Source organism: Pseudonocardia sp. McavD-2-B, assembly GCF_024124365.1.
In the GTDB taxonomy this organism is placed as follows: domain Bacteria; phylum Actinomycetota; class Actinomycetes; order Mycobacteriales; family Pseudonocardiaceae; genus Pseudonocardia; species Pseudonocardia alni.
This window is the reverse complement of the sequence record NZ_JAMXSG010000313.1, coordinates 1-6,171: the sequence shown is the minus strand read 5'-3', so window position 1 is coordinate 6,171 and position 6,171 is coordinate 1. Positions and strand designations below refer to the sequence as shown.

Here is a 6,171-nt window from a genome sequence, read left to right as displayed (position 1 = left end):
GGGCGGCCGACAGCTCACCGGAACCCGGCCCCGCGGCGCCGGTCTGCGCGGCGCCGGGATGCCCGCCGGCCCGGGCCGAGGGGGCCTCGGGGAGGGGCGCCGGCGTGTCCGGCCCGGTCAGCTCGGTGACGATCTCGTCGCCCTCGACACCGTGCGGTCCGACGGCCTGCATCCGCAGGGACGTCCCCGCCGGCAGCCCGCCCCGGCGCACGCGGCCGCCGAGGTGCGTCGCGAGCGACCGTGCCCAGAGCAGGACGGTGACGTGGTCGACGTCGGGCAGGGTGACCCGCACCGTGTCGTCGTCGCGACGTGTGGTTCCGGACGGCGGAACCAACCGGCGGGCCCGGGTGACCATGTCGTGCAGGGCTCCCACCGTCGCCGTACCGGTGACGGTCTCGAGGTCGCCGTCGACGAGGTCGAGGACGATCGACCGCTCCGCCGTACCGGGTGGCCCCGTCGGGGCCGCGGGGGCCGTCGGTGCCGCAGCCGGGCCGCTGTCCCGGACACGGGCCGCGGCGGACGCGCTCGCCCGATCGGACCTCGTGTCGGCCTCCGGGGGGTTCGGCTCGCCCGCAGCCCGCTCGGCAGCCACGGTCGGCTCGCCCGCAGCCCGCTCGACGGCCACGACCGGCTCCGGAGCGAGAGCCCCGTTCCGGTGGCTGTCGACGAAGCCTGGCCCGGCTGCCGGGTCGGCCCCGTGGCCGTCGCCGGGCCGGTGGGCCGCGTCGTGCCGTGCTCCGTTCCGCGGGGCGGCGTCGGCCGGGCCGTGGGACCCGTTGCGGTGCGCGGTCGCGGGCGGCTCGGGGGCACGCCACTCGGCCAGGAGGGCGTCGGCGAGCGGCGACCCGCCTGCCGCGTCGGGTGTCCACGACGGGCCGGTCCACGACGGGTCCCGGGGTGCCGCCGGTGCCGGCCCGTCCGCGAGGAGCCCGGAGACGCCCAGCGGGTCCGCGGGGTCGATGCCCGCGGGTCGTCGACCTCCGGCGTTCGTCGTGTCGCCCGACGCCCGGTCGGACGACCCTGCGGCGTTCGCCGTGTCCGGCGTACCGGTGGTGTCCGTAGTGCCCGGCGTACCGCTCGCCGACGACGCATCCGCCCCGAGGCCGGCCTCGCCGGGACGATGACCGTTCCGGTTCGCGCCCGCGGATCGGCCCACGGTCCGGTCGTCCGGCGACGGGTCGGCGGATCCGGCGCCGTTGATCGTGCCGGGGTCCAGGAGCAGGCTCTCCGACGGCGCCCAGCGCACCGGGAAGCGTCCGGCCGCCGGGAGGCCGTTCGCCGGGAGGTCGTTCGCCGGGAGGCCGTTCGTGGCCCCGGCTCCCGTGGCGCCGTCGTTCCCGGGCCCGGTCGGATGGTCGTCCCCGGCCCCGGCTCCGTCCGAGCGACCGTTCCTGCTCTCCGTGCCGGTGAACCGGTCGTCCCCGGGCCGATCGTCGGTCGGGCGATCGTGGTCGGGCTCGGTGTGGCCGGTTCCGGCGGGTCGGTCGGTCCCGGCACCGACCTCGCCTTCCTCGACGGGCGTCCCGGCGGGCGGGGCGGCTCCGTCCCGCTGGTCCGCGCCGGAGGACGGGTCCCCGCTGGCGGGGCGGGACGCGGCGAACCCTGGTTCCGGCGTACTGCGACCGGCGCTGTCCCGGTTACCGGCACCGGCTCCGCCCGTCGGAGCACCGGCAACGGTGCCTCCGGTCGCGGCCGGACGTTCGGCGGGTACGGCAGGCGACCCGCCCGTGCGCGGGAACGGGGTGGGTCGCTCGGTGGTGCTGGTGCGGACGGCGGCGAGCGGCAGCAACGCCGCCACCGCGGCGCGGAAGCGCGTCCCGCGGTCGCGGTCGACCTGGTCGGCCTCCATCGCGGCGCGCATGGTCTCCAGGGCCTCGCGGTACCGGCCCGAGCCCTCGTGCAGCTCGGACTGGGCGGTTCGGCAGGCCGCGACCAGCGCGGGGACACCCGCCTGTTCGGCGCCGTCGGCGGCCTCGACCAGGGCGCGGGCTGCGTGGTCCGCACGTCCCGCCTGCACCCGGGCGAGCGTGAGCCGCAGCAGCACACCCTGACGACCGGCGTCCCCGGCCTCGCGCTGCACGGCGGCTGCGGCCACTGCGTCGGGCGGGACGTGCCCGGAGTCGAGCAGCGCAGTGATCCACTGGCTGAGCAGTGCCGCGGCGAGGTGGGTCGACAGCGGGCGGGATCCGGGCCGTTCCGGTGTCCACCCGAGTTGGGCCAGACCGCGCAACGCGCGGTCGACGGCGGCATCGTGTTCGCGCCGGGCCCGATGGACCGACCCGACGACGAGGTCCGCGTACGCCGCGGGTTCGCCACCGAAGCCGGACCCGCAGTCGTCGACGTCCCGGCGCAGCCGCTCGAGCTCGGCGGCGGAGGCGCCGGCGAGTGCACAGCGCACCTCGACCGCGAGCCGGTCGAGGCGTAGCAGCCCCGGGTCCTCGCCCGGGGCGTCGTCCGGCAGGCCGACGACGAGTGCCCGAGCCGCCTCGAGCTCTCCGTCGGCCTGGGCGACCCCGGCCAGCTCCACCCGTAGGCGGGCACCCTCGGGGCGGGTGAGGACCTCGGTACCGGGCGCGCGGACGGGCACGGGGACCGTGCTGTCACCCGGGGTGGCATGACCGGTCACCCCGGCGACGACGGCAGTGGCGACGTCGCGGGCGTCCCCACCGGCGGCGTGGCCGTCGAGCAGCCAGCCCGCGGCCTGCAGCCAGCGCAGATCGTCACCGTCTGCGACAGCTCGCGCGCACGCCTGCTCGGCCAGTTCCGCGGTGAGCAGGGGCCGCTGCCAGCGCAGGGCCGCCGCCGTGCGCAGTTCGGCCGTCGTCGCGCCGGCGGCCCGACCTTGCAGGTCGAACGTCACATCGCCTCCCGTGAGTGACACCACCGTCCGGACCTCCCGAGGGAGCCGGTCTCCCCGTCGCCGGGGACCAGCCCGACCGGATGGGGAGGTCCGGACCGGGCGGTGATCAGTCGCGGGTGAGCTTACGGTGGGTGACCCGGTGCGGTCGCGCCGCCTCCGCGCCGAGCCGCTCCACCTTGTTCTTCTCGTAGGCCTCGAAGTTGCCCTCGAACCAGAACCACTCGGCCGGGTTCTGGTCCGTGCCCTCCCACGCCAGGATGTGCGTGCAGGTCCGGTCGAGGAACCAGCGGTCGTGGGAGATGACCACGGCGCAGCCGGGGAACTGCTCGAGCGCGTTCTCCAGCGAACCGAGGGTCTCGACGTCCAGGTCGTTCGTCGGCTCGTCGAGCAGGATCAGGTTGCCGCCCTGCTTGAGCGTCAACGCCAGGTTGAGGCGGTTGCGCTCACCACCGGACAGGACCCCGGCCGGCTTCTGCTGGTCCGGCCCCTTGAAGCCGAACGCCGCGACGTAGGCGCGCGACGGCATCTCGGTGTTGCCGACCTGGATGTAGTCGAGCCCGTCGGAGACCACTTCGAAGACGGTCTTCTTCGGGTCGATCCCGCCGCGGTTCTGGTCGACGTAGGACAGCTTGACCGTGTCGCCGATCTTGACCTCGCCGGAGTCCGGGTGCTCCAGACCGACGATCGTCTTGAACAGCGTCGTCTTACCGACACCGTTCGGACCGATCACGCCGACGATGCCGTTGCGCGGCAGTGTGAAGGAGAGGTCCTTGATCAGCTGGCGGCCGTCGAAGCCCTTGTCGAGGTGGGAGACCTCGACGACCTGGCTGCCCAGGCGCGGGCCCGGCGGGATCTGGATCTCCTCGAAGTCGAGCTTCTTGTGCCGCTCGGCCTCGGTCGCCATCTCCTCGTAGCGGTCGAGCCGCGAGCGGCTCTTCGCCTGGCGGGCCTTGGGGTTGGAACGGACCCAGGCCAGCTCCTCCTTCAGGCGCTTCTGGAGCTTCGCGTCCTTCTTGCCCTGGACAGCGAGGCGCTCGGCCTTCTTCTCCAGGTAGGTGGAGTAGTTGCCCTCGTAGGGGAAGGTGCGTCCGCGGTCGAGCTCGAGGATCCAGCCCGCGACGTTGTCCAGGAAGTACCGGTCGTGGGTGACCGCGAGGACGGCGCCCGGGTAGTTCGCGAGGAACTGCTCGAGCCACAGGACGCTCTCGGCGTCGAGGTGGTTGGTGGGCTCGTCGAGCAGGAGCAGGTCGGGCTGGGACAGCAGCAGCTTGCACAGCGCGACACGCCGGCGCTCACCACCGGAGAGGTGGGAGACCTCGGCATCCCCGGGCGGGCAACGCAGTGCGTCCATCGCCTGCTCGAGCTGGGAGTCGATCTCCCACGCGTCGGCGTGGTCGAGCTCCTCCTGGAGCTGGCCCATCTCCTCCATCAGCTCGTCGGTGTAGTTGGTCGCCATCTCCTCGGCGATCGCGTTGTACCGGTCGAGCTTGACCTTCACGTCGCCGAGGCCCTCCTCGACGTTCCCGAGGACGGTCTTCTCCTCGTTGAGCGGGGGCTCCTGCTGGAGGATGCCGACCGTCGCCCCGGGCTTGAGGAAGGCGTCGCCGTTGTTCGCGTTCTCCAGCCCTGCCATGATCTTGAGGACGGTCGACTTCCCGGCGCCGTTGGGGCCCACGACGCCGATCTTCGCCCCCGGCAGGAAGCTGATCGACGCGTTCTCCAGGATGACCTTGTCGCCGTGCGCCTTACGCACGTTCCGCATCGTGTAAATCAGATCCGCCACGATGCGATGGTAGATCGGGCCCGCTCAGCCGCTCGAGGCCGGTGCGGTCGCCAGCCTCGCGAGCTCGTCGAGCTCCGCGGTCTCGCCCTCGTCCGGGGTGTCGCCGTACCCGTCGTGGTCCGGCTCTTCGATGGGCGGGGCGCCCCACCGCGTGGCGGCGTCGTCGGTGTCCCGGGCCTGCGGCACCGACGGTACCTGTGACACCGACGGACGGGGCGCGACGGCCGCCGGGGAGAAGCGGATGTCGAGCCCGACGCTGGACGGCTCGATCCGGATGCTCTGCCGCACGTCGCCCTCCCGGCCCGTCCACTCCTCGACATACATCCGGCCGATGACGATCACGCGGTGCCCCTTCTCGAACGTCCGCACCGCGTGCTCGGCCAGGGTCCGCCAGCACGTCACCGTGTAGTAGGTGCACGCGACGTCGTGCCACTGCTCGGTCATCGGGTCCTTGCGACGGTGGTTGACCGCGACCGTCAGGTCCGTGACCGGGATGCGGTTCGGGGTGTAGCGCAGGACGGGGGTGCGGGTCAGGTTGCCGACGATGGTGGCGGTGTTGTCGCTCATCGGATCCTCCGAGGCTCTGGGGTGTGTTGTCCCCATGAGCTTCACCCGCCCACGCCCTGTCGACGAGGTCACTTCAGAGCCTGTGGACAACCGTGCCCGTTGGGGATGACCGGCCGTTCCAACCCGGTTCGGCGACGACGACTGTCGGTCCGGTGTGCTTCTCCCACCCCGACCTGTCCATCCCCGTGGCCGGCATCCCGCGGCGGTGGCACCGCGGCCGCACGGATCCCGTAGTCACATCACCTATCCCCTGACGGGCGGAGACACGGGCCCGACGGACCCCGCCGCCTGATCGGAGCGGACACCATCGCTCGCCCGGCACCTTTCCGCTCTCTCGCGGACCGGACGCGGACTCCGGATCGCACAGCATCGGGTGTCCGACGATCAGCGGGAAGCCCCGGCACGGTTCGTCGTAGGCCGCCGGCCGTCGACGTCACGGAAGCCAGGGGCGCCGCCGCGGTGGCGGAACCGTGCGAACGCCACGAGCCGGGCACCGCACCCGACGGACGTGTCCGGCAGCGCCCGACGGGCCGCGCGATGCACACAACGCTCTCCGGGCCACCGTGCGCCATCTCCCGCAGCCTGCGTCCACCTCGCACGCTCCGCGGGTGGGCGCAGCCGGGACGGACCCCTCGTCGCCACCGTGTCCGCTCTCGCCTGCGGAGGGACTCCCTCGGTGGAACGGGCCCGACACCGCGCTCCGACGACCGAGCTTCGTCGTACGACGCACCGGGCGCCCCACGTCGCACACCTTTCTGCGACCTCGCAGCCCCTGCAGAGGGTGCGAGGTCACAGGAAGGCATGCGAGGTACGCCGACCCCACCGGCACGACAGGACCGGATGCGACTCCCACAAGAGAGCTCCACGGCCCCGACCACCAGCCCCGAGGGACCCGCGCCAGGAACCACAAACAGACACACTCATGCCCGGCCGGGCCGGCACCACGCATCGGACCGAAAAC

2 protein-coding genes and 1 pseudogene are annotated in these 6,171 nt (G+C 73.4%); all 3 read right to left on the bottom strand.

Going from position 1 to position 6,171, the window contains the following annotated elements:
• Nucleotides 1-2,860, bottom strand: a pseudogene (locus tag NH602_RS31675) (hypothetical protein); the annotation flags it as partial.
• Nucleotides 2,861-2,966: 106 nt separating this feature from the next.
• Nucleotides 2,967-4,643, bottom strand: a complete 1,677-nt coding sequence (ettA, locus tag NH602_RS26900) for an energy-dependent translational throttle protein EttA (RefSeq protein ID WP_073578233.1) — start codon at nt 4,641-4,643, stop codon at nt 2,967-2,969.
• Nucleotides 4,644-4,667: 24 nt separating this feature from the next.
• A complete protein-coding gene (locus tag NH602_RS26895; RefSeq protein WP_179760781.1) occupies nt 4,668-5,210 on the bottom strand; it encodes a single-stranded DNA-binding protein in 543 nt (180 codons plus the stop codon).
• Nucleotides 5,211-6,171 lie beyond the last annotated feature (961 nt).

What these genes read in the sequence shown, in the direction of transcription:
- NH602_RS26895 (WP_179760781.1), bottom strand. Translation starts at nt 5,210, where the DNA reads ATGAGCGACAACACCGCCACCATCGTCGGCAACCTGACCCGCACCCCC.